At 71.6% G+C, this 22874-nt stretch carries 24 protein-coding genes and 1 pseudogene; 16 read left to right on the top strand and 9 right to left on the bottom strand.

Translation table 11 applies throughout. The features are described 5' to 3' along the window. Positions 1–55 precede the first annotated feature (55 nt). The 4 genes from paaB (at position 56) to paaE (ending at position 3003) form a co-directional block, all read left to right on the top strand. Positions 56–361 (top strand): 1,2-phenylacetyl-CoA epoxidase subunit PaaB, encoded by a 306-nt coding sequence (gene paaB / locus FQ330_RS02055; protein ID WP_123696538.1) that lies wholly within the window; start codon positions 56–58, stop codon positions 359–361. Positions 362–366: 5 nt separating this feature from the next. Next, positions 367–1251 carry a 1,2-phenylacetyl-CoA epoxidase subunit PaaC gene (paaC, locus tag FQ330_RS02050; protein WP_146355331.1) on the top strand — a complete coding sequence of 295 codons (885 nt, stop codon included), beginning with the start codon at positions 367–369 and terminating at the stop codon, positions 1249–1251. Between the two features lie 146 nt (positions 1252–1397). After that, on the top strand, positions 1398–1874 hold the full coding sequence (paaD, locus tag FQ330_RS02045; protein WP_146354787.1) for a 1,2-phenylacetyl-CoA epoxidase subunit PaaD: 477 nt from the start codon (positions 1398–1400) through the stop codon (positions 1872–1874). A gap of 1 nt (position 1875) precedes the next feature. Then, entirely contained in the window at positions 1876–3003 is a 1128-nt protein-coding gene (paaE, locus tag FQ330_RS02040; protein WP_146354785.1) for a 1,2-phenylacetyl-CoA epoxidase subunit PaaE, read from the top strand. Between the two features lie 24 nt (positions 3004–3027). Here paaE and FQ330_RS02035 read toward each other — a convergent pair whose 3' ends face one another. The 3 genes from FQ330_RS02035 to FQ330_RS02025 are packed head-to-tail and all read right to left on the bottom strand — an operon-like array spanning position 3028 to position 5053. Further along, positions 3028–3603, bottom strand: coding sequence for a DUF4303 domain-containing protein (locus tag FQ330_RS02035; protein WP_146354783.1), 576 nt, complete (start codon positions 3601–3603; stop codon positions 3028–3030). Positions 3604–3640: 37 nt separating this feature from the next. Continuing rightward, positions 3641–4333 carry an AHH domain-containing protein gene (locus FQ330_RS02030; RefSeq protein WP_146354781.1) on the bottom strand — a complete coding sequence of 231 codons (693 nt, stop codon included), beginning with the start codon at positions 4331–4333 and terminating at the stop codon, positions 3641–3643. A gap of 6 nt (positions 4334–4339) precedes the next feature. Then, positions 4340–5053: a WXG100-like domain-containing protein gene (locus FQ330_RS02025; protein WP_449683233.1), complete on the bottom strand. Its 714-nt coding sequence runs from the start codon at positions 5051–5053 to the stop codon at positions 4340–4342. A 178-nt stretch (positions 5054–5231) separates the two neighbouring features. On the opposite strand from FQ330_RS02025, the gene FQ330_RS02020 reads away from it, so the two are divergent. From FQ330_RS02020 to FQ330_RS02010, 3 genes are all read left to right on the top strand, one after another. Further along, positions 5232–6005 (top strand): enoyl-CoA hydratase/isomerase family protein, encoded by a 774-nt coding sequence (locus FQ330_RS02020; RefSeq protein ID WP_146354779.1) that lies wholly within the window; start codon positions 5232–5234, stop codon positions 6003–6005. A gap of 7 nt (positions 6006–6012) precedes the next feature. Then, positions 6013–6762 (top strand): maleylpyruvate isomerase family mycothiol-dependent enzyme, encoded by a 750-nt coding sequence (locus tag FQ330_RS02015; RefSeq protein ID WP_146354777.1) that lies wholly within the window; start codon positions 6013–6015, stop codon positions 6760–6762. A gap of 62 nt (positions 6763–6824) precedes the next feature. Then, a complete protein-coding gene (locus FQ330_RS02010; RefSeq protein WP_192575808.1) occupies positions 6825–7598 on the top strand; it encodes a DUF805 domain-containing protein in 774 nt (257 codons plus the stop codon). A 64-nt stretch (positions 7599–7662) separates the two neighbouring features. Here FQ330_RS02010 and FQ330_RS02005 read toward each other — a convergent pair whose 3' ends face one another. The 4 genes from FQ330_RS02005 to FQ330_RS01990 all read right to left on the bottom strand — a co-directional run bounded on the left by FQ330_RS02005 (position 7663) and on the right by FQ330_RS01990 (position 12483). Next, on the bottom strand, positions 7663–8607 hold the full coding sequence (locus FQ330_RS02005; protein ID WP_146354773.1) for an FAD-dependent oxidoreductase: 945 nt from the start codon (positions 8605–8607) through the stop codon (positions 7663–7665). Between the two features lie 98 nt (positions 8608–8705). Then, entirely contained in the window at positions 8706–9122 is a 417-nt protein-coding gene (locus FQ330_RS02000) for a methyltransferase domain-containing protein (RefSeq protein WP_146354771.1), read from the bottom strand. Positions 9123–9400: 278 nt separating this feature from the next. Then, the gene (locus tag FQ330_RS01995) at positions 9401–11941 is read right to left on the bottom strand and encodes an ATP-dependent Clp protease ATP-binding subunit (RefSeq protein ID WP_146354769.1); all 2541 of its coding nucleotides are present in this window, start codon (positions 11939–11941) and stop codon (positions 9401–9403) included. A 98-nt stretch (positions 11942–12039) separates the two neighbouring features. Further along, positions 12040–12483, bottom strand: a complete 444-nt coding sequence (locus FQ330_RS01990; RefSeq protein WP_146354767.1) for an iron chaperone — start codon at positions 12481–12483, stop codon at positions 12040–12042. 199 nt (positions 12484–12682) lie between these two features. Here FQ330_RS01990 and FQ330_RS13155 point away from each other — a divergent pair, with 199 nt between their 5' ends. Further along, complete coding sequence (locus FQ330_RS13155) at positions 12683–13207, top strand: hypothetical protein (RefSeq protein ID WP_192575807.1); 525 nt, start codon at positions 12683–12685, stop codon at positions 13205–13207. A 119-nt stretch (positions 13208–13326) separates the two neighbouring features. Then, positions 13327–14349: an LLM class flavin-dependent oxidoreductase gene (locus FQ330_RS01980; protein WP_146354763.1), complete on the top strand. Its 1023-nt coding sequence runs from the start codon at positions 13327–13329 to the stop codon at positions 14347–14349. An 88-nt stretch (positions 14350–14437) separates the two neighbouring features. Here the strand turns inward: FQ330_RS01980 and FQ330_RS01975 are convergent, their stop codons facing one another. Then, the gene (locus FQ330_RS01975; protein ID WP_128189965.1) at positions 14438–14977 is read right to left on the bottom strand and encodes a type 1 glutamine amidotransferase domain-containing protein; all 540 of its coding nucleotides are present in this window, start codon (positions 14975–14977) and stop codon (positions 14438–14440) included. 82 nt (positions 14978–15059) lie between these two features. Then, positions 15060–15446, bottom strand: coding sequence for a cation transporter (locus FQ330_RS13425; protein WP_225792640.1), 387 nt, complete (start codon positions 15444–15446; stop codon positions 15060–15062). A gap of 358 nt (positions 15447–15804) precedes the next feature. On the opposite strand from FQ330_RS13425, the gene nrdH reads away from it, so the two are divergent. From nrdH to FQ330_RS13150, 7 genes and pseudogenes are all read left to right on the top strand, one after another. After that, the gene (nrdH, locus tag FQ330_RS01965) at positions 15805–16032 is read left to right on the top strand and encodes a glutaredoxin-like protein NrdH (RefSeq protein WP_128189966.1); all 228 of its coding nucleotides are present in this window, start codon (positions 15805–15807) and stop codon (positions 16030–16032) included. 26 nt (positions 16033–16058) lie between these two features. After that, entirely contained in the window at positions 16059–16457 is a 399-nt protein-coding gene (gene nrdI, locus FQ330_RS01960) for a class Ib ribonucleoside-diphosphate reductase assembly flavoprotein NrdI (protein WP_128189978.1), read from the top strand. Next, positions 16445–18595 carry a class 1b ribonucleoside-diphosphate reductase subunit alpha gene (gene nrdE / locus FQ330_RS01955; protein ID WP_192575806.1) on the top strand — a complete coding sequence of 717 codons (2151 nt, stop codon included), beginning with the start codon at positions 16445–16447 and terminating at the stop codon, positions 18593–18595. The genes nrdI and nrdE overlap by 13 nt, the downstream gene beginning before the upstream one ends. A gap of 32 nt (positions 18596–18627) precedes the next feature. Beyond that, positions 18628–19749 (top strand): class 1b ribonucleoside-diphosphate reductase subunit beta, encoded by a 1122-nt coding sequence (gene nrdF, locus FQ330_RS01950; RefSeq protein ID WP_146354761.1) that lies wholly within the window; start codon positions 18628–18630, stop codon positions 19747–19749. A gap of 82 nt (positions 19750–19831) precedes the next feature. Beyond that, on the top strand, positions 19832–20101 hold the full coding sequence (locus FQ330_RS01945) for a hypothetical protein (RefSeq protein ID WP_146354759.1): 270 nt from the start codon (positions 19832–19834) through the stop codon (positions 20099–20101). Beyond that, a pseudogene (locus FQ330_RS01940) lies at positions 20101–21752 on the top strand (DNA methyltransferase); the annotation flags it as partial. The gene FQ330_RS01945 and the pseudogene FQ330_RS01940, both read left to right, overlap by 1 nt. A gap of 6 nt (positions 21753–21758) precedes the next feature. Further along, positions 21759–22814: a type IIL restriction-modification enzyme MmeI gene (locus tag FQ330_RS13150; protein ID WP_404799831.1), complete on the top strand. Its 1056-nt coding sequence runs from the start codon at positions 21759–21761 to the stop codon at positions 22812–22814. The last annotated feature ends 60 nt before the right edge of the window (positions 22815–22874 follow it).

Genomic DNA, 22874 nt, shown 5'->3' with positions numbered 1-22874 from the left:
ACGACCAGGACCCGGACTTCAGGGAAGTCCGACCGAGCAGAACGAGGAGACGAGGATGTCGACACCCGGAGACGTCGCCGGCGAGGGCTGGCCGCTGTACGAGGTCTTCGTGCGCGCCAACCGCGGCCTGAGCCACGTGCACGTCGGCTCGCTGCACGCGCCCGACGACGACATGGCGCTGCGCAACGCGCGCGACCTCTACACCCGCCGCAACGAGGGCGTCTCGGTGTGGGTGGTGCGCTCGAGCGCCATCACCACGAGCGACCCCGACCAGAAGGGCGCCTTCTTCGAGAGCCCCGCGGGCAAGAACTACCGCCACGCGAAGTACTACGAGAAGAGCGCGGAGGTGCCGCACCTGTGAGCGACATCAAGCCCAGGGACGCCGCCGCCGTAGCGGCCGCCTACGAGGCCGAGGCCGCCGACGTGCACGGCGACGTCTCGGTCGACGAGCTCGCGCTCTCGGCAGAGCTGACGGGGGCGGATGCGTCGGCGACGGCGAGCGACGACGTCGCGGCGTACGCGCTGCGGCTCGGCGACGACGCGCTCATCCTCTCGCAGCGCCTCGGCTGGTGGATCTCGCGCGCCCCCGAGCTCGAGGAGGACATGGCGCTCGGCAACATCGCGCTCGACCTGCTCGGGCACGCCCGCAGCCTCCTGCACTACGCCGGCACCGCATCCGGCCGCTCCGAGGACGACCTCGCCTACTGGCGCGACGAGCACGAGTTCCGCTGCGCGTGGCTGTTCGAGCAGCCGAACGGCGACTTCGCGCACACGATCGCGCGCGGCCTGATCGCCGCGACCTGGATGCAGGAGCTCTACACGGCGCTGTCGCAGTCGACGGATGCGACGCTGGCGGCCATCGCGGCGAAGGCCGTGAAGGAGGTCGCCTACCACCGCGACCACGCCGTGCAGTGGACGCTGCGGCTCGCGGGCGGCACCGACGAGTCGCGCCGGCGCATGCTCGTCGCGCTCGCCGACCTGTGGCCGTACACCGACGAGCTCTTCCGCGACGACGCGCTGCACGACCGCCTCGAGGGCGTCGCGCCGCGGCCGTCGAGCCTGCGGGCAGGCTTCGACGAGGTGTGGGATGCGGTGCTCGCCGAGGCCGGGATCGTCGAGTCCGACTTCGTGCACCCGCGCATCGGGCAGTCGTCGGGCGGCGGCAGGCACGGGAACCACTCGACGCACCTCGGCCCGATGCTCGCCGAGATGCAGGTGCTGGCCCGCCGGCACCCGGGGGCGACGTGGTGATGGCCGCCCCCGCCGCCGCTTCCCCCGCTCGTCGAGTGGGCCCGCAGGCAACCCCCGCTCGTCGAGTAGGCCCGCAGGGCCGTATCGAGACGCCGCACGCCAGTGGTCCCGATGCGCAGGTCTCCGACCGGCTACTCGACCAGCGGATGGAGCGCGCCCGCCGCGTCGCCGCCGCCGTCGTCGACCCCGAGGTGCCCGTGCTGACGATCGAGGATCTCGGCGTGCTGCGCGACGTGCGGCTCGACGGCGAGACCGTGGTCGTCACGCTCACGCCGACCTACTCGGGCTGTCCCGCGATCGACCAGATGCGCGACGACGTGCTGCTCGCGCTCACGGCGGAGGGCTTCCGCCACGTGCGCGTCGACTTCACGCTCAGCCCCGCCTGGACGACCGACTGGATGAGCGACGCCGGCAAGGCGAAGCTCGAGGAGTACGGCATCGCCCCGCCCACGCACCGCGCGGGCGAGCGCAGCGGCCCGATCCCCCTGTCGCTCGGCGTCAAGTGCCCGCGCTGCGGGTCGCTCCGCACGCGGGAGGTGTCGCGCTTCGGCTCGACCGCCTGCAAGAGCCACTTCGAGTGCCTCGCGTGCCTCGAGCCCTTCGACCACTTCAAGGTGCACTGAGATGGCCGCGATCAACCTCGGCAGCAGCACCTCGCGGCGCCGCGCACGCTTCCACGAGCTCGAGGTCGCCGACGTGCGCCCGCTCACCGCCGACGCCGTCGAGGTCACCTTCGCGGTGCCGGGCGAGCTGCACGACGACTTCGGCTACGTGGCCGGCCAGCACCTGGCGCTCCGCGCCACGATCGACGGGCAGGAGGTGCGGCGCTCGTACTCCATCTGCCGCCCACCGACCCCAGGATCCATCTCGGTCGCGATCAAGCGCGACCTCGGCGGCCGCTTCTCAACCTGGGCCAACAGCGAGCTGCAGCCGGGCGCCCGCATCGACGTCATGGTGCCGCAGGGCACCTTCACATCGGCGCTCGAGCAGGTCGACGGCGCGCACGTCGTCGGCATCGCGGCCGGCAGCGGCATCACGCCGATGATGGCGCTCGCGCACGAAGTGCTCTCGCGCTCCGAGACCTCGACCTTCTCGCTCGTGTTCTCCAACCGCTCGACCCTCGACGTGATGTTCATCGAGGAGCTCGCCGACCTCAAGGACCGCTACCCGGCCCGGCTCGCCCTGCACCACGTGCTCTCGCGCGAGCAGCGGGCGGCGCCGCTCATGTCGGGCCGCATCGACGAGGAGCGCCTCGAGCGCATCCTGTCGGAGCTCATCCGCCCCGAGAGCGTCGACGAGTGGTTCCTGTGCGGCCCGTTCGAGCTCGTGCAGCTGTGCCGCGACGTGCTCGCGGCGAAGGGCGTCGACGAGGCCCACGTGCGCTTCGAGCTCTTCACGACGGGCAAGCCGGATGCGGCGGGCGGCGACCGCGGACGGCCCGTGCAGCTGGAGGCGGGCGAGGAGACCTGGACGCTCGACTTCACGCTCGACGGGCAGTCGTCGCAGGTGCAGAGCCCGGTCGCGGCGCGCGAGTCGATCCTCAACGCGGCACTGCGGGTGCGGCCCGACGTGCCGTTCGCGTGCGCCGGCGGCGTCTGCGGCACGTGCCGCGCGAAGGTCGTCTCCGGCAGCGTGCAGATGACCGAGAACTACGCCCTCGAGCCCGACGAGCTCGAGCGCGGCTACGTGCTCACGTGCCAGTCGCACCCCAAGGGCGACACGGCGAAGGTGGTCGTCGACTACGACGTGTGAGGCGCCGGGCGCGCCCGCGCGCGCTCAGTCGAGCTGCAGGAACGCGCGCAGCTCGGCGACGCCCTCGGCGTCGTTGAGCGGCGCGCTCCAGTCGGCGAGCTGCTGCTCGTCGACGTCGGCGTCGAGCGGCATGAAGACGTGCGCGGCGGTCGGCCAGCGGTCGAAGAATCCCTCGGCCGCCGACGCCGCCATCGCGGCGGCGATCGCGCCCCACACCGCGTGCCGGAACTCCTGCATGCCCGGCACCGCGAACCCGGCGGTCCCCGTCGACCCGTCTGCGCTCGGCTTCGCCTGCACGAGCTCGGCCCGCAGGGGCTCGAGCGGATCGGGCGCGCCGCTGCCGGTCACGTCGAGGTCCCACTCGCCGATGTGCCACTTCGAGTCGAGGGCGAACTCGGGCTCGTCGGCGACCATCGCGTCGAGGTTCTGCCGGGAGTTGGCGAACGCGACGACCGAGGTCGCGTCCGCATCGGTCGAGATGCCGATGCCCGCGATCTCGCCGTCGGGCCGCGACCCGGCGGCGGCGAGCATGGCCGCCTCGAGCATCGGCTGGATCCGGTCGGCGAGCTCCGCCTGCCAGGCGGCGAGGTCTTCGGTCATGGCGTCACCCTACCGACGGCCGCCGAGCGCATCCCGGTCACGGGCGGCCGCCGAAGACGTCGCGCCCGGCGCCGCGGAGCGCGTCGATGACCGCCTCGCGGCCCGCGCCGTCGGCGGCCTGCAGGCGCTGCAGCACCTCGCGCACGTTCGCGATGTTGTGCTGCCCGGCCACGTTCGGCGCCCACGTGAGGTTGTGCGGCCCGGTGTACCAGTCGACGCCGTTGCGCTCGAGGATCTCCTTCGCCTGCGCGATGAGCGCCTGCTGGCGCGCACCCACGCCCTTCTTGAAGACGATGTGGTGGCCGTGCGGGGCCTCCATGTCGGGCGGGCGGGGACCGTGGAACGTGGTCGTGAGCTCGCCGAAGTCGGGCGCGGTGAGGTCGCCGGCCTCCACCGCCGCCTGCCGGGCGGCCGCGGTCGCGGCGTTCGCCGCCTCGGTGTCGGCGTCCGGCCAGGTCGACGGCGGCGCATCCGGATCCCGTGCGGCGTCGGGATCGCGGAGGCCCGGGGCGCTCGGGGTCGTGCGCTCGGGCGCGTCGTGGTCGGGCGCCCGGTCGGGCGTGCGCTGGGAGCGCGAGAGCTCGACGTCCTTCGCCTCGATCTGCTGGCGGATCTGCCGGGTCTTCGCGCTGAGCCTCGTCGACTTCTTCGCGACCGCGCGGGCCGCCTCCGGCACGAGCTCCTCGATGACGTCGAGCGCCTCCTTGATGACGATCTTGATGGTCGACATCCCGCATCACCCCGTGAAGATCTGGCAGGAGGACAGCTGCACGATGAAGTCGTCGGCGAGCCGCTCCTGGTCGGCGGCGTTCGACTCGAGGTCGCCGGCGGCCTGGTCGAGCGCGTCGAGGTCGGCCTGGAACTCGGAGACGTCGCCGATCGCGCCCTCGACGAGCTCGGCCTCGAGCATGGCGGTGATGCCGTCCATCATCGGTCCCTGCAGCGGCTCGATGATCAGCGGCAGCAGCTGCTGCGCGAGCTGGTCGACGGCGATGTTCGTGAGCACGTCGAGCGCCTTCTTGCGCAGCGCGATGATCGCTGCGCTCGCGGCGGCGGAGGCGCCGAGCGTGATGATCGCGCTGGCCGCCGCGGCGGCGATCTGCGCGGCGGTGATGACGAGCTCGGCGATGACCTTCACCTTGAGCGCGACGACGGCGTCGGCGCCCACCTCGATGCCGCCCGCGACCGGGTCGAGCGCGTCGACGAGCTGCTGGATGTTCGTCGCCCGGTCGGTGTCCCACGCGTTCGCGAACGACGTCGACGCCTGACCGGTGAGCGCTGTCGCCACGCCGGTCTTGACGCGCGTCTCGGCCACCTCGACGGTGCCCTCGACGTCGTCCTTGAACTGGCGCATGATGCTCGCCGCGCGCCGCATCTCGTCCTCGTCGAGCGGCGGCCAGTCGTAGCCGAGCATGTCGAGCACCCAGACGAGCTCGCCCGGCAGGTTCATCGCCACGCTGCATCACCCCCCGGTCGACCGAACGGCTCCACGCTAGACGGCGACGCGCCCCGTCGGCGATGGGGAGAACTGCCCGCCGTGCCCGGCCGTGCCGCCCGCGCTCGGCCATGATGGTCTCGACGCGCGACGACGCCGGCGCCCCGGCTCCGCGCCCGACGGAGGGAGCCCCATGATCGAGCTGCAGCTCGCCGACGGCATCGCGGAGATCGTGCTGAACGCGCCCGAGCGGCGCAACGCCGTCGACGCATCCGCCCTGCAGGCGATGTCGGATGCGCTGACCGGGGCCGAGCGGGCGGGTGTGCGCGCGCTCGTGCTGCGCGGGGAGGGGAAGGCGTTCTGCGCCGGCCGGGACATCTCGCAGGTCGATCCGCGCACCGACGACACGATCGGGTTCCTGCAGGACCGCGTGCAGCCGCTGCTGCAGCAGCTCGCCGCGTTCCCGGCGCCCACCTTCGCCGTCGCCCACGGCGCCTGCCTGGGCGTGGGGCTCGGGCTGCTCATCGCGGCCGACGTGGTCTACGTCGCCGAGACCGCGAAGCTCGGCAGCCCGTTCGCCGCGCTCGGCGCCACGCTCGACTCCGGCGGCCACGCGCTCTTCTTCGAGCGGCTCGGCGCGCACCGCACGCTCGACCTCATCTACTCCGGCCGGCTGCTGACGGGCGCCGAGGCGGTCGCCGCCGGGCTCTTCTCGGAGGTGTTCCCCGACGACGAGGTGCTCGCCGCCACCCGTGCCGCGGCCGCGCATGCGGCGCAGGGGCCGACGCTCGCGTTCATCGCCTCGAAGGAGCTCATCCGGGGCCTCCGCGACGAGCGGCTGGGCCTGTGGCAGTCGATGGGCGGCGAGAGCGCCGCGCAGGCGGCGCTCGCCGAGACCGCCGACTACCGGGAGGGCTTCGCGGCGTTCCAGCAGAAGCGCACGCCCACGTTCACCGGCCGGGGCTGACGCGCCGATGGCGACCGACGGCATCCGGCAGCCGGACCACCTGGCGGCGCTCGCCGACTGGCAGGCGCAGTTCCTCGAGACCCTGCGGCGCGCCGACCCCGCGACGCCCATCCCGTGGCTCGCGCCGTGGACGGTCGAGAAGCTCGTCGTGCACCTCGCGCGAGTGCACCACTGGGCGGCGGGCCAGGCGCGCCGCGTGCAGGAGGAGCCGCTCGGCCGCGGACCGTTCGACCTGCCCGAGCTCTACGCGGCGTGCGCGCTCGAGGTGCGCGAGGCGCTCGCCGAGCTCGACCCCGACGCGCGGGCGTGGGCGCTCGTCGACGACGGCGTGCCGCGCGCCGAGCACACCGGCACCGTGCGGTTCTGGCACCGGCGGCAGGCGCTCGAGACGCTCGTGCACCTGTGGGATCTGCGCACAGCGATCGGCGAGCCGCTCGACGTCGACGCGGGCGCGTGGCTCGACTGCCTCGACGAGCTCGTCACCGTCATGCACCCTCGGCAGCTGCGGCTCGGCCGGGTCGAGGCGCCGGCTGCGCGGCTGGTCTTCGCCCCGACCGAGACGGATGCGCGGCTCGAGATCACCGGTTCGGCACCCAGCTCGCCGGAGGTGGTGCTCGCAGGGCCCGCCCGCTCGCTCGCGCTGCTCGCGTGGGGTCGGGTGCCGCTCGCCGCGGCGGCCGACGCCGACGACGACGTCGAGGTGCGCGGCGACCGCGCGCTCGCGGTGGCGGTGCTGGGCGCGGGCCTGGCGCCGTAGTCGCAGGATCCGCCCGCGCGCGGCGCGGCGCGCCGCGCCGCGGATGGGCGATGATGTCCCCCGTGAGCACCTCTGCCGTCGGCCAGCCGCTGCCGGGCGCGTCCTTCGGCCAGTCCGTCCGGCGCTTCTTCCAGGGCTTCCTCGTCTTCTCCGGACGCGCGAGCCGCAGCGAGTTCTGGTGGGCGATGCTGTTCACCTTCCTGGTCTCGCTCCTGTCGCAGGTGCCGTTCTGGATCGCCTGGATCGGCTTCATGATGCAGGCGGTGTCGGTCGAGGCGGCGGGCGTCGGCGCCGACCAGGAGGCGCTGCTCGCGCCCCTCGGCGCGATGTTCGGATGGCTCGCGCTGCTCGTCGTGGTCTCGCTCGCGCTCGCGGTGCCCACCTACGCGGTGATGTGGCGGCGCGTGCAGGATGCCGGCTTCCACGGGGCGTTCGCGCTGCTGTCGCTCGTCGGCCTCGGCATCGTGCCGCTCGTGATGTGCTTCTTCCCGTCGAACCCGCTGGGCGCGCGCTTCGACCGCGGCGCGACGGCGCAGGCGTGGGACGCCGGGCAGCCGTCGCTCGCGCAGCCGTACGCGGCAAGCGGGTACGGGGCGCCTGCCGCCTACGGGCAGGGCGGCGGCTACGGGCAGGGCGCCGCGTCCGGCCAGTCGTCGCCGTACGACGCACCGCGGGCGGAGCAGCAGCCGTACAGCAGCCCGGCCTACGGCGGCCAGTCGTACGGCGGCCAGAGCTACGGCGGGCAGTCGTACGGCGCCGCGCCCTACGGCTCGACGCCCGACGCGTCGCCCGGCGACGCGGGGCCCGCTCACGGCCGCCACTCCGACGACCGCTAGCGACCGCCCGCGACCCTGACGTCGGCCGCCTCGCGCGGCCGCTCGTCGACGGTCGCCGGCTCGGTCACGGGGCCGCCAGCATCGCCGCCACCCGCGCCGCCGTGCCCCACGACAGCGTCATGCCGCTCCCGCCGTGGCCGTAGGCGGCGATCACCCGCAGCGCCCTGCCCGGCACCTCCTCGATGCGCAGCCGTGCGCGCCCGGGCCGCAGCCCCACCGCGCGCGACAGGATCGGCATGCCGGCCACCGCCGGCACCAATGCGGCGCACCGCGCGAGGATGCCCGCCTCGATCGCCGGGTCGGGCTCGAGCGAGGTCGCGCCGGCCTCGTGCGTGCCGCCGAGCACGAGGCAGTCGCGGCGCGGCAGCACGTAGGTGAGCCCGGCCGGATCCTCGTCGTCGATCACGAACGTCGTGACGCCCGGGTTCTCGACCCGCACGACCTGGCCGCGGATGGGCACCACCGTCGCGTCGTCACCGAGCAGCGCGCCCCCGCGCGCCCCGGCGGCCACGACCGCGACGTCGAAGGCGCCCGCGAGCGCATCCGGATCGTCCACCCGCCGGTGCTCGAAGCGCACGCCCAGCGCCTCACACTCCGCCTGCAGCCACGGCAGGTACTGCGACATGGTCGCGAGCGGGGCGCTCGTCCGCATGCCCGTCGTGCCGACGGGGAGGTCGGCGGCGTCGGCCGGGACGGCGGGCAGCAGCGCCGTCCACGAGCGGTCGGGCGCCGCGGCGCGCTCGACGACGATCCCCTCGCGCAGGTCGACGCCCGCCTCGGGGCGCTCGGCGATCGCGACGAAGCGGCGCAGCGAGACCGCGAGCATCGCGTCGACCTCGGCCGATCGCTCGGCCGCGTAGGGGAACCACACGGCGCCCGCGACGGCCGACGTCGTCTCGAGCGGCGCGAGGTCGGCGAGCACCGTCACGTCACAGCCCGCCGCCGCGAGCTCGTGCGCGATCGAGAGGCCGATGACGCCCGCCCCGATGACCGCGATCCGCTCGCCCATCCGCGCTCCCCCGTTCCCCGACCGGCTCCGTGCTCGTCCGACCGGATCATCCTGCCCGACCCGCGCCGAGCCGGTCGACGGACGGCGGATGCGCGGGGTCAGTGGAGAGGGACCGCCTCGAGCGGGTCGCCGCGGTCGATGTAGAGGGCCGCGCCGGGCACGGTCGCCGCCGCGAGCTGCGCCATCGCCGCCGCCTCGAGCTCGGGGTGGCGGCCGTCGAGCGCGCCCACGCGGATCGCGACGACGAGGTCGAACGGCTGCTCGCGGCCCTTCAGCCGGAACTGCTCGGCGGTCGAGACGCGGAAGTCGAGGCTGCCGTGGGAGGAGACCCGCTCCGCCGCCTGGATGGCCGTCGGCGAGCGGTCGACGCCGAGCACGTAGCCGTCCGGCCCGACCCGCTCGGCCATCGCCCGCGCGAGCGCGCCGGGGCCGCAGCCCACCTCCAGCACGCGCATCCCGGGGCGCAGGGGCAGCGCCTCCAGCACCGCGGCGAGCCGCGGGGAGAGCTCTGCCATGTCGCCTCCTCGTCAGGAGAGCATGACGGCGCGGTGCGCCCGGGGCAAGAGGCCCGTTCGGGTCTCGTGCCCCGGGCTCGCCGCCGGGCGGGCGTCGGGTGGTCTCGAGACGCCGCCTGCGGCGGCTCCTCGACCAGCGGAGGGGGCGGGCGTCGGGTGGTCTCGAGACGCCGCCTGCGGCGGCTCCTCGACCAGCGGAGGGGGCGGGTGGTCTCGAGACGCCGCCTGCGGCGGCTCCTCGACCAGCGGGGGGGGCGGGAGCGGAGGAGCTGAGGGCGCTACATCGCGGGCGTCGGGTGCTCGGCCGGCGCGGTGGTCACCGCGATGCCGTCGCCCTCGACATCCACCCGCACGACGCCCGACTCGAGCCCGCCGACGATGAGGTCGGCGACCCGGTCCTCGACCTCGCGCTGGATGAGCCTGCGCAGCGGCCGTGCTCCGTACTCCGGCTCGTAGCCGTGCTCGGCGAGCCACGCGAGCGCCGCATCCGTCACCTCGAGCTCGACGTCCTGCGCCCGCAGGCGGTCGCCGACGCGGTCGAGCAGCAGCGTCACGATCTGCCGCAGCTGCGCCGGCTCGAGCTTGTGGAACAGCACGATCTCGTCGATGCGGTTGATGAGCTCGGGCCGCATCTGCTCGCGGAGCCTGCCCATCACCTTCGCCCGCAGCTCGTCGGGCGAGCCGCTGCCGTCGCCGGCCTGGAACCCGATGGGGCCCGACTTCGACGCGAGGAACTCGCCGCCGAGGTTCGAGGTCATGATCACGACCGTGTTGCGGAAGTCGACGGTGCGGCCCTGGCCGTCGGTGAGCCGGCCGTCCTCGAGCACCTGCAGCAGCAGGTTGAAGACATCCGGGTGCGCCTTCTCGATCTCGTCGAGCAGCACCACCGAGTACGGCTGCCGCCGCACGCGCTCGGTGAGCTGGCCCGCCTCGTCGTAGCCGACGTACCCGGGAGGCGCCCCGATGAGGCGGGCGACCGTGTGCCGCTCGCCGAACTCCGACATGTCGAAGCGCACGAGCGCGTGCTCCGAGCCGAACAGGCTCGACGCGAGCGCCTTGGCGAGCTCGGTCTTGCCGACGCCGGTGGGGCCGAGGAACAGGAACGAGCCGATCGGGCGGCCGGTGTCGCCGAGCCCCGACCGCGAGCGCCGCACGGCCTTCGCGACCGCGCCCACCGCATCCTCCTGCCCGATGACGCGCTCGTGCAGCTCCTCCTCGAGGCGGCCCAGCCGCTGCCGGTCGCCCTCGGTGAGCCGCGAGGCGGGGATGCCGGTCGCGCGCGAGACGACGCCCGCGATCTCCTCCTCGTCGACCACGCCGTCCTCGCCGGAGCCCGACTCGATCGACGCCTGGATGGCGGCGATGCGGTCGCGGATGCGGGTCGCCTCCTCGAACTCCTCGGCCTCGACCGCCTGCCGCTTCTGCTCCTCGAGGTGCTCGCGCTCCTTCGTCAGCGCATCCACGTCGACCTTCGCTCCCAGGCTCAGCCGCAGCCGCGCACCTGCCTGGTCGATGAGGTCGATGGCCTTGTCGGGCAGGAACCGGTCGCTGATGTAGCGGTGGGAGAGCTCGACCGCGGCGCGGATCGCCTCGGGCGTGTAGGTGACGCGGTGGTGCTCGGCGTAGGCGCTCTGCAGCCCCTCGAGGATGCGCACGGCGTCCTCGACGCTCGGCTCGGCCACCAGCACCGGCTGGAAGCGGCGCGTGAGCGCGGCGTCCTTCTCGATGCGGCGGAACTCGGCGAGCGTCGTCGCGCCGATCATGTGCAGGTCGCCGCGGGCCAGGCGCGGCTTCAGGATGTTGGCCGCATCCATGCCGCCCTCGCCGCCGCCCCCGGCGCCGAGGATCGTGTGCAGCTCGTCGATGAAGACGATGAGCTCGTCGCGGTGCTCGGTGATCTCGTCCATCGCCTTCGTGATGCGCTCCTCGAAGTCGCCGCGGTAGCGCGTGCCGGCGACCATCGCGGTGAGGTCGAGCGCGACGACGCGCTTGCCCTTCAGCGACTTCGGCACGCCGCCCTCGACGATCGCGCGGGCGAGCCCCTCGACGATGGCGGTCTTGCCCACGCCGGCCTCGCCGATGAGCACGGGGTTGTTCTTCGTGCGGCGCGACAGGATCTCGATCGTCTGCTCGATCTCCTCCGTGCGGCCGATGACCGGGTCGAGCTCGCCGTCGCGCGCGCGGGCGGTGAGGTCGATGCCGAACTCGTCGAGCGTCGGCGTCGTCGAGTCGGGGTCGACGTGCGTCGCGGGCGTGCGCGCCTGCTGCGCCTCGATGGCCGCGCGCTGCGCCTCGGCGGCGCCGCGCTGCAGCGCCTCGGGCGTGATGCCCGCCTCGTGCAGGAGGGAGCCGACGGCGCTGTCGCCGGCGAGCAGGAACGCGAAGAAGAGGTGCTCGGGGTCGATGTAGCTCGAGCCGTTGGCCCGGGCGATCTGGTACGCGTCGCGCAGGGCGCGCTGGGCCGAGGGCGTCAGCGACGGCGGCCCCTGCGTCTCGCGCTCGCCGTCGGCCGGCATGCGGTCCTCGATCGTGCCGCGCAGCGCCTCCTGGTCGGCGCCGGCGGCGCGCACGGCGGCCGACACCTGCGGCAGCTCGAGCAGCGCGCGCAGCAGGTGCAGCGCGTCGACCTCGGCGTGCCGGTGGGCGCGCGCGTACTCGACGGCGCTCGCCATGACCGAGCTCGTGCGCCGCGAGACGAGGCGCGAGAGGTCGATCGATCGCTGCGCGGGCGCGCGCTGGCCCTGCAGGATCCGGGCGATGAAGTCGTCGAACGATCCGTCGCCGCCGATCCCGAAGGACGGTCCGTAGATGGCTGCCATGTGCATCCCCCTCGAAGGTCTTCGTCGAACTTGAGTCTGCTCGACTCAAGTTGGAACATCCTGGGAGGCGGCGCGCATTCCCGACCCGCGCATCCGCCTCAGCTGATGGCCTGCCGCACGCGCGCGGCGATGCGCTCGCGCACCTCGGGGGTGTCGGAGACGAGGGCGTACGACGTCGGCCACATGGCGCCCTCGTCGAGGTTGGCGTTGGTCTGGAACCCGAGCGTCGAGTAGCGCTCGTCGAACTTCGACGCCTGCTGGAAGAAGACGAGCACCTTGCCGTCGCGCGCATAGGAGGGGAACCCGTACCAGGTCTTCGGGTCGAGGTCGGGCGCGACCTCCGACACCACCTCGTGCACCATCTGCGCGAGGCCCTTGTCGGGCTCGGGCAGGCCCTCGATCACGTCGAGCACGTCCTGCCGGTCCTTCTCCCTCTTGCCGGCGCCCTTGCGCGACGACTGGGCGCGCAGCTCGGCCGCGCGCTGCTTCACCGCCTCGCGCTCGACGTCCGACAGCGTGTCGTCCTGCTGCTGCTTCGCCACGACTTCCTCCGCATGCTCGGTGCGGCGCCCCACCGGCGCCGCCTCCATCATGGACCTCGGATGCGCGCGGCGGCAGGGCCCGTCCGCGCGGCTGTGGAGGGTGATGAGAGGCCTCTCACCGACCCCTCCTCCTCGCCTCACCGGCACCGGCGACAGTGGTCATCACCAGGCAGCACCCCCGATCACCAGGAGGAACAGCATGAACACCAAGTGGATCGCCCTCGGCACCGTCGGAGCGCTCGGGCTCGGCGCCATCGCCGCGAGCGCGTCGGGCGTCGCGAACGCCGTCGAGCTGCGCGACGCGCAGGGCCGCGTCGTCGACAGCGCGCAGGTGCGCGGCGACATCCTCGACCGCGAGTCGCTCAGCATGAAGGTCACGGGCGACCACGCCTCCGTGGTCTCGGCGACCTCGGCCCCCACCGCCACCGACGCCCCGTCGGCCACGCAGTCGGCGCCCTCGCCCACCTCGACGGCGTCGGCTCCCACGGCCGCCTCGCCGGCCTCGGTGGTCTCGCCCGCCTCGGTGCCGAGCCCCGCCTCGGCCCCGTCGCCCGCTCCCGCACCGGCACCCGCGCCCGCTCCCGCTCCGGCGCCCGCCCCCGAGTCGGCCCCGACGCCGTACTCGGCGCCGAGCCCGGTCTCGGCCCAGTCGCCGATCTCGGCCCAGTCGCCGGTGTCGGTCCCCTCGGCCGGCAGCGCGGAGTCGCCCGAGTCGGACGACTGACGAGCGCAGCACCGCTCCACAGCAGGCAGCGCCCCGCCGGCCTCGGCGGGGCGCTGCCGTGCGCCGGGCCGGCCCCACGCGCGCGGAATGCCCACGCATCCGGCCCGGTTCTCCCCGACGTGCGCAAGCAGCTCGGATTCCTCTCCTTCGGCCACTACCGCGACATCCCCGGCTCGCGGGTGCCGACCGCCGGCGACTCCCTGCGGATGCACGTCGACCTCGCCGTCGCCGCCGAGGAGGCGGGCCTCGACGGCGCGTGGGTGCGCGTGCACCACTTCGACCAGTCGCTCGCGAGCCCCTACCCGCTGCTCGCCGCCATGGGAGCGCGCACGAGCACCCTCGAGCTCGGCACCGGCGTGATCGACCTGCGCTACGAGCAGCCGCTCGCGATGGCCGAGCTCGCGAGCGCCGCCGACCTGCTCACGGGCGAGCGGCTGCAGCTCGGCATCTCGCGCGGCTCGCCCGAGCGGGCCGTCGACGGGCAGGAGCGCTTCGGCCTGCCGCTGCCCGAGGGCGCGTCGTGGTCGGAAGTCGCGCGCGAGCGCGCCGCCCACCTGCGCCGGGCGCTCCGCGGCGAGCCGATGGCGCGCTCCGCCCGAGCCGTCGAGACCGGTGGCGGCCCCGACCTGCCGATCGAGCCGCGCTCCCCCGGCCTCGCCGACCGCCTCTGGTGGGGCGCCGGCAACCACGCCTCGGGGCTCTGGGCCGCCGAGCACGGCTACCACCTGCTCTCGTCGACGCTGCTGCTGCAGGACGACGGCCGGCCGTTCCACGTGCAGCAGGCCGACCAGGTGCGCGCCTACCGCGAGGCGCACGCGCGGGCCGGCCACCGCATCCGCCCCCGCACTGCCGTCACGCGCAGCGCGTTCCCGATCGCGACCGACGACGACCGCCGCTACTTCGGCCTCGCCGACGAGCGGCGCGACGGGGTCGGCCGGCTCGACGGCAGCGCGGCGCGCAGCGGCCCCACCTACGCCGGCGACCCCGAGCACGTCGCGGCGCGTCTGCTCGCCGACGAGGCGGTGCAGGAGGCCGGCACCGTGCTCTTCGCGCTGCCGAGCCAGCTCGGCTACGCCACGAACGCCCGCCTGCTCGCGTCCCTCGCCGCCGTGGGGCGCGAGCTCGGGTGGCTCGAGGGCTGAGCGCCCGCGGCTGGCCGATCCACACCGCCGCCGCACGACGGAGCCCGGCACGACCTGCGTGCCGGGCTCGGTCGTGCATGCGCGAGGGTCAGCGCGGGTGCACGCCCTCGGCGATCTCCTCGAGGACCTTCGCGTTGAACGCGGGCAGGTCGTCGGGCGTGCGGCTCGAGACGAGGCCCTTGTCGGTCGCGACCTCCTGGTCGACCCACTGGGCGCCGGCGTTCCGCAGGTCGGTCCGCAGGCTCGGGTAGCTCGTGATCGTGCGGCCCTCGACGCCGCCCGCCTCGATGAGGATCCAGGCGCCGTGGCAGATGACGCCGATCGGCTTGCCCGACTCGACGAAGCCGCGCACGAGCGCGACCGCGTCCTCGTCCATCCGCAGGTGGTCGGCGTTCACGACCCCGCCGGGGAGCACGAGGGCGTCGTAGTCGGATGCGTCGGCGCCCGACACGGGCCCGTCGACCGCCTGCGTGTGGCCCTTCTTGCCCTCGACCTGGCCGTCCTTCGGGGCGAGGAGCGTCGGCTGCCCGCCGGCGCCCTGCACGGCCTCCCAGGGGCTCGTGAGCTCGGAGTCCTCGTAGCCGTCCGTCAGGACGAACGCGACCTTCTTGCCGGTGATGTCGGCCATGGTGCTGCCTCCTTGTCGCTGTCTGTTTGGGGTACGGCGGCGACGGTACCCGCCGCGCCTGGATGCGAGCGGAGCGAGCGCTTCAGGCTCGCGGCAGCTGCTTCGCGAGCAGGCGCTCCTCGCCCGCCGCCTCCCAGACCTCCCATGCGGCGTGCAGGGCGATGGCGACGATGACGACGCCGAGCACGACGTCGGGCCAGCCCGAGCGCGTGAGCCATGTGACGAGGCCCATCGCGATGATGGCCACGTTCACGAGCACGTCGTTGCGCGCCGAGAGGAAGGCCGCGCGCCCGATCGACCCCGCCGTCGTGCGGTGGCGCGACAGCAGCAGCGCGCTCACGAGGTTCACGACGACGGCGCCGCCCGCGGTCGCGACGAGCGCGAGCACGTCCGGGGGCACTGGCTCGAGCGCCTTCTGCACGACCTGCCAGGCGGCCACCGCCGCGGGGATGAGGATGAGCAGGGCCATCGCCCGCCCCGCGAGGGCGCGGGTGGCGTCCGATGTGGGTGGCCGGACGTAGCGTCGAGGGTGCGACAGAGCATCCGGAGGCACCCGTGCAGCACGCGAACCACACCGCTGTAAGTCTCCGTCGGCGTGTCGCGGAGACGACTTCGGCAGTCGTGCACAGCTGTCAGCAGCCGCTCTCCACAGCCTTTTCCGCGTCGTTCCGCGCCGGGAATCACAGCCTGGGGATTCTTGTTGATAGAGGTGTGGAGAAACACACCATCTTGTGTCGTTGCTCCCCGCCAGACCCCACATATAGTGGGAGCCCGGCCCCGGCCGACCGCTTCCCAGCACCAGAGCATCCACACGAGGAGAGCCGCTCATGACCGTCACCGTCTACTCCAAGCCGGCCTGCGTCCAGTGCACGATGACCACCCGCGCGCTCGACGCGCAGGGCATCGAGTACCAGATCTTCGACGTCACCGCCGACGACAAGGCGCTGCAGACCGTCAAGGACCTCGGCTACATGCAGGCCCCCGTCGTCATCGCCGACGAGGAGCACTGGTCGGGCTTCCAGCCCGACCGCATCAAGGCGATCCTCGCGGCCTGAGCCGCACCGCCGTGATCGGGGCAGCCGTGGGCGACGTCGTCTACTTCTCGAGCGTGTCGGGCAACACCGCCCGCTTCGTGGAGAAGCTCGGACGACCGGCCTCGCGCATCCCCCTCCACGCCTCCGAGCCGCCGCTGCAGCAGCGTGAGCCCTACGTGCTCATCGTGCCCACGTACGGCGGCGGCGACGGCAAGGGCGCCGTCCCCAAGCAGGTCATCAAGTTCCTCAACGACGAGGAGAACCGCAAGCACCTGCGCGGCGTGATCAGCGCCGGCAACACCAACTTCGGATCCGGCTACGGGCTCGCGGGCGACATCATCGCCCAGAAGTGCAACGTGCCGCACCTCTACCGCTTCGAACTCTTCGGAACCCCCGACGACGTGCGCGTCGTCAACGACGGATTGGATGCACTATGGCGACAGTGACGCCCGAGATGACGACGGGCAAGACGTCGGCGATGGACTACCACTCGCTCAACGCGATGCTCAACCTCTACGGACCGGACGGCAAGATCCAGTTCGAGAAGGACCGCGAGGCCGCGAACCAGTACTTCCTGCAGCACGTCAACCAGAACACGGTCTTCTTCCACTCGCTCAAGGAGAAGCTCGACTACCTGGTCGAGAACGAGTACTACGAGGCCGAGGTGCTCGACCGGTACTCCTTCGAGTTCATCAAGTCGCTCATGAAGCGCGCCTACGGCTACAAGTTCCGCTTCCCGACGTTCCTCGGCGCCTTCAAGTACTACACGTCGTACACGCTGAAGACGTTCGACGGGAAGCGCTACCTCGAGCGCTACGAGGACCGCGTCGTCAACGTCGCGCTCGCGCTCGCCGAGGGCGATGAGCGGCTCGCCGAGGCGTTCGTCGACGAGATGGTCAACGGCCGCTTCCAGCCGGCCACCCCCACGTTCCTCAACGCCGGCAAGAAGCAGCGCGGCGAGCTCGTCTCCTGCTTCCTCCTGCGCATCGAGGACAACATGGAGTCGATCGGCCGCTCGATCAACTCGGCCCTGCAGCTCTCGAAGCGCGGCGGCGGCGTGGCGTTCAACCTCACGAACATCCGTGAGTACGGCGCCCCGATCAAGCAGATCCAGAACCAGTCGTCCGGCGTCATCCCCGTGATGAAGCTGTTCGAAGACAGCTTCTCGTACGCGAACCAGCTGGGTGCCCGTCAGGGCGCGGGCGCGGTGTACCTGCAGGCGCACCACCCCGACATCATGCGGTTCCTCGACACGAAGCGCGAGAACGCCGACGAGAAGATCCGCATCAAGACCCTCTCGCTGGGCGTCGTCGTGCCCGACATCACGTTCGAGCTGGCGAAGAAGGGCGAGGACATGTACCTCTTCTCGCCCTACGACGTCGAGCGCGTCTACGGCGTGCCCTTCAGCGACATCTCCGTGACCGAGAAGTACCACGAGATGGTCGACGACTCGCGCATCACGAAGACCAAGATCAACGCCCGCGAGTTCTTCCAGACGCTCGCCGAGATCCAGTTCGAGTCGGGCTACCCGTACATCATGTTCGAGGACACGGTGAACCGGGCCAACCCGATCGACGGCCGCATCAACATGTCCAACCTCTGCAGCGAGATCCTGCAGGTCAACACCCCGTCGACCTACGACGACGACCTCGACTACGAGTCCGTCGGCAAGGACATCTCCTGCAACCTCGGCTCGATGAACATCGCGCTGTCGATGGACTCGCCCGACTTCGGCAAGACGGTCGAGACGGCCATCCGCGCCCTGACGGCGGTCTCCGACCAGTCGCACATCGGCTCGGTGCCCTCGATCGCGCGCGGCAACGACATGAGCCACGCGATCGGCCTCGGCCAGATGAACCTGCACGGCTACCTCGGCCGGGAGCGCATCCACTACGGCTCTGAGGAGGGCCTCGACTTCACGAACATCTACTTCTACACGGTGCTGTTCCACGCGCTGCGCGCGTCGAACCTCATCGCGCGGGAGAAGGGCGAGACGTTCGAGGGCTTCGAGCGCTCCAAGTACGCGTCGGGCGAGTTCTTCGACAAGTACACCGAGCAGGAGTGGAAGCCGGCCACGGCCCGCGTGCAGGAGCTCTTCGACGCGTCGGAGATCCGCATCCCCACGCAGGACGACTGGCGCGAGCTCAAGGCGCTCGTGCAGGAGCACGGCATCTACAACCAGAACCTGCAGGCGGTGCCGCCGACCGGCTCGATCTCGTACATCAACAACTCGACGTCGTCGATCCACCCGATCGCGTCGAAGATCGAGATCCGCAAGGAGGGCAAGCTCGGCCGCGTCTACTACCCGGCGCCGTTCATGACGAACGACAACCTGGAGTACTTCCAGGACGCGTACGAGATCGGCCCCGAGAAGATCATCGACACCTACGCCGCGGCCACGCAGCACGTCGACCAGGGCCTGTCGCTGACGCTCTTCTTCAAGGACACGGCCACGACGCGCGACATCAACAAGGCGCAGATCTACGCCTGGCGCAAGGGCATCAAGACGATCTACTACGTGCGTCTGCGCCAGCTGGCGCTCGAGGGCACCGAAGTGGACGGCTGCGTCAGCTGCATGCTGTGACGCGCGGCGACGAGACGGAGAAGGAACAGGACATGGACACCCAGGACACCCAGACGGGCTCGGCCTTCGACGAGATCGCCGAGTCGCCCGTCGATGCCGAGCAGGCGCGCGAGGCCATCGAGGCCGAGCGCGACGAGGTCGAGGCGGCACTCGGCGCCGGCAAGCCGCAGACCGAGGCCCAGCAGCGCCAGCACCGCCACAACCACCTGGTGCAGGCGATCAACTGGAACCGCATCGAGGACGACAAGGACCTCGAGGTCTGGAACCGGCTCGTCAACAACTTCTGGCTGCCCGAGAAGGTGCCGCTGTCGAACGACGTCCAGTCGTGGGGCACGCTGACGCCCGAGGAGAAGACGCTCACCATGCGCGTCTTCACCGGCCTGACGCTGCTCGACACCATCCAGGGCACGGTCGGCGCCGTCTCGCTCATCCCCGACGCGATCACGCCGCACGAGGAGGCCGTCTACACGAACATCGCGTTCATGGAGTCGGTGCACGCGAAGTCGTACTCGTCGATCTTCTCGACCCTGTCGTCGACGAAGGAGATCGACGAGGCCTTCCGCTGGTCGACGGAGAACCCGTACCTGCAGCGCAAGGCCGAGATCATCATCGACTACTACGAGGGCGACGACCCGCTGAAGCGCAAGATCGCCTCGACGCTGCTCGAGTCGTTCCTGTTCTACTCGGGCTTCTACCTGCCGATGCACTGGTCGAGCCGCGCGAAGCTCACGAACACCGCCGACCTCATCCGCCTCATCATCCGCGACGAGGCCGTGCACGGGTACTACATCGGCTACAAGTTCCAGAAGGGCTTCGAGCAGCTGACGCCCGAGCGCCAGGCCGAGATCAAGGACTACACGTACTCGCTGCTCTACGAGCTCTACGAGAACGAGTCGAAGTACACGGCCGACCTCTACGACTCGGTGGGCCTGACGGAGGACGTCAAGAAGTTCCTCCACTACAACGCGAACAAGGCGCTCATGAACCTCGGGTTCGAGCCGCTGTTCCCGTCGACCGTCACCGACGTCAGCCCGGCGATCCTGTCGGCCCTGTCGCCGAACGCCGACGAGAACCACGACTTCTTCTCGGGCTCGGGCTCCTCGTACGTGATCGGCAAGGCCGAGGCCACGGCCGACGAGGACTGGGACTTCTGATCCTCTCCACACGGATGCTGCCGGTCGCCCGAACGTGGGCGGCCGGCAGTACTGTGGCCACGACAGGCACCGGAGGAACCCGATGAGCAACGCGCAGCACACCAACCTCGACCAGCGCACGCGCGAGGAGAAGGAGCGCGAGGCCGCCATGGGCGAGATCTCGGCGGTGCTGCTCAACCTCGAGCACGCTATCTCGCGCGCGGAGAAGGCGCTGAAGTCCATCAGGAAGACCGGTGCGCACCCGAACGCCGAGCTCGCCCTCGACCGCGAGCTCGAGGTGCTGCGCGCGTCGCGCAAGCGCCTCATGCAGCAGACCTACTACGGAGCCCTCGACTCCCTCCAGATGTTCTGATGGCGGTCCGCTCCGGCGCCGAGATCCAGCACGCCCTGAGCCGCTTCGTGGCGAAGTGGCGCACCTACCAGGGCAGCGAGCGGGCTGAGGCGCAGACCTTCCTGAACGAGCTCTACGCCGCGTACGGCAGCGACCGCACCGAGGCCGGCGCGAAGTTCGAGCACTTCGCCTCGTCCGCGGGCTTCATGGACCTGCACCAGCCGGGCGTGCTCATCGTCGAGATGAAGAAGCCGGGACGCGGCCTCGAGGAGGCCGCCGACCAACGGCGGCGCTACTGGCAGGAGTCGAGCGACCCCACGAGCGACACCCCCGCCGCGCGCTGGGTGATCGCGTGCAACTTCCACGAGTTCGAGATCTGGGAACCGGGCCGCTTCCCGAACCACCCGAGGGCGCGCTTCACGCTCGACGAGCTGCCCGACCACTACGACGCGCTGCTGTTCCTGCAGTCGGAGTCGATCGAGCCCGTGTTCTCGGAGCACCGGCGCGAGCTCACCACCGATGCGGCGCGCCACATCGCCGATCTCTACCGCTCGATGGCCGATCGGGGTGCAGCCCCGCTCGACGAGATCCAGCGATTCACGATGCAGCTGGTGTGGACGCTCTTCGCCGAGGACCTCGGCATGCTCGACGGCTACCCGCTGCAGCAGCTCGTCGAGCGCCTGCTGCGCGAGGACGACCCCGACTCGGCGCGCGATCTCGGGTACCTCTTCCGGCTGCTCAACCAGAAGGGCGACCAGAACCGGCGGGGCATCTACGCCGGCACCCGCTACGTGAACGGCGAGCTCTTCGCGAAGTCGGATGCCGTCTACCTGACGCGCGACGAGCTGCTGCACCTGAAGCGCGCATCGGAGTTCGACTGGCGGCAGGTCAACCCGACGATCTTCGGCTCGTTGCTCGAGGGCGTGCTTGGCGACGAGCAGCGCGCGAGCCTCGGCGCCCACTACACGCACGAGGCCGACATCATGAAGATTGTCACGCCGACGATCGTGCGGCCGTGGCGCGAGCGCATCGAGGCGGTCGCGACGAGCGCCGAGGCGCGCGAGCTGCTCGACGAGCTCTGCCGCTTCCGCATGCTCGACCCCGCGTGCGGCTGCGGTAACTTCCTCTACGTCGCCTACCGGGAGCTGCGGGGCCTCGAGGCCGAGCTGAAGGCCCGCGTCGCGAGCCTGGCGGCGCGCGACGGCTTAGCGGCCCCGAAGGACCTGCCCTACTACCCGCTCGCCAACGTGCAGGGCATCGACATCGAGCAGGTCGCGGTGCAGATCGCCCGCGTCGTGCTCTGGATGGGGACCGCCAGATGGTCGACCGCTACGGCGAAGCGGAACCGGTGCTTCCCCTGCAGGATCTCTCGGCGATCCGCGCGGCGGATGCCTTGCGCGTCGACTGGCCTGAGACGGACGCGATCATCGGCAACCCGCCGTTCCTCGGCGCAAAGCTCATCCGTCCGAGCCTCGGCGACGCATACGCCGACTGGCTGATCCGAGGCTTCGGAGTGGGCGTGAAGGACCTCTGCGTGTACTGGTTCCGCAAGGCTCACGCTCACCTCTCGCCGGGTCAGCGCGCCGGCTTGGTCGCGACGAACTCGATCTCGCAAACCGCAACACGAGGGGCGTCGCTGGATCACATCCTGGCGACTGGCGGCGTCATCACGTCGGCAGTGTCAAGCCAGAAGTGGCCGGGAGACGCGAAAGTGCATGTCAGCATCGTGAATTGGCTGCGGGGCGCAAGCGACACCGACACGTTCGATCTCGATGGCCGCGAGGTCGGCGCCATCTCATCGTCGCTGAGCCCATCATCCGGTCCTGACTACTCGCCGGTGAGACTCCCTGCGAACCTGGGCAAGTGCTTCGCGGGAGTCGTGCCACAAGGCAAGGGGTTCGTGCTTGACGACGCCTCGGCACGTGGATTCCTCGCGGATGGCGGGGCGAACTACGCGGATGTGGTGCGCGCTTTCCTGACAGGTCAGGACCTCGTGCGGCGCCCGAGACAAGACGCATCCCGCTGGATCATCGACTTCGGCTCTCGCCCTCTCGAGGAGGCCATGCGATATCCGAGGGCGCTCGCACGCCTCCGCGACACCACCAGGGTCGAGCGGGAGTCCTCTGCCAACCGTGCAGTCGAGTCGCGCTGGTGGCTGTTCGGCCGTCGTGTCGAAGGCATGCGAGACGCCGTCGACGGCAAGCCGCGCTACGCCGCAGCCGCAGCGACCAGCAAGCGGCTCGAACTCGCATGGGTCGATGGCGCGACATGTCCGATGAACACCGTGGTCGTGTTCGCGCTCGACGACGACTACTCCTTCGGCGTGCTGGCGTCCGCCGCGCATGAGGCGTGGGCGTGGGCGCAATCCTCGACGCTCAAGGGAGACTTGCGCTACACGAACAAGGCGGTCTTCGACACCTTCCCGTGGCCCGACGCAGTCGCCGACGAGCAGCGCGACGCAATCGCTGAAGCGTCAGGCGCACTTAATGTCCGCCGCAGCGAGCTCTGCATCGAGCACGACCTGGGTCTCACGAAGCTCTACAACCTGATGGACGACGGCGCGTTCCAGGATCTCGCCGCGCTGCACCGGCGCCTCGACGAGGCAGTGGTCGCGGCCTACGGCTGGCCGAAGTCGATCGCGCAAGACGCCGACGCGCTGGTCGCCCGCCTCACCGAGCGCAACCGCGAGATCTCCCAGGGCGAGCGCCCCTACGCGCCCTTCGTCACGCCCTGACGTCGATCCGCGCGGCTTGTCCACAGCCAAGCGGGCATGTCAGTGGCCCGTGATGCAATG

The sequence above is a fragment of the Agrococcus sediminis genome (assembly GCF_007923295.1).
Lineage (GTDB): Bacteria > Actinomycetota > Actinomycetes > Actinomycetales > Microbacteriaceae > Agrococcus > Agrococcus sediminis.
Note: the sequence above shows the minus strand (reverse complement) of the source record. Positions and strands in the feature narration are given on the sequence as shown.